Raw genomic sequence first — 259 nt, 5'->3', positions numbered from 1 at the left:
AGCTTCGCCAAGCATATCGTAAGAGTAAAGGAAACCTTTCTCTTCCAGCTTGCGGGCATTGGCTAACGCTTCCGCGATGGTTTCGCCAGTGACGAACTGCTCGCCCATCAGGCGCATCGCCATATCCACACCTTTGCGGATCAGCGGTTCACCGCTTTTACCGATAATGCGGTTCAGCGAGCGGGAGAGGCTGGGTTCGTTATGGGTGGAAACCAGTTTGCCAGTAAACAGCATCCCCCAGGTGGCGGCATTAACAAAC

At 54.4% G+C, this 259-nt stretch carries 1 protein-coding gene; it reads right to left on the bottom strand.

What is annotated here, in order from left to right:
• The coding region (locus tag R0J88_RS21350; protein ID WP_410901076.1) for a hypothetical protein at positions 1–259 on the bottom strand (259 nt) is incomplete at both ends.

This window comes from Pseudoalteromonas sp. SIMBA_162, from assembly GCF_046535955.1.
Classification (GTDB): Bacteria; Pseudomonadota; Gammaproteobacteria; order Enterobacterales; family Alteromonadaceae; genus Pseudoalteromonas; species Pseudoalteromonas marina.
This window is presented reverse-complemented; position numbering and strand designations above follow the sequence as displayed.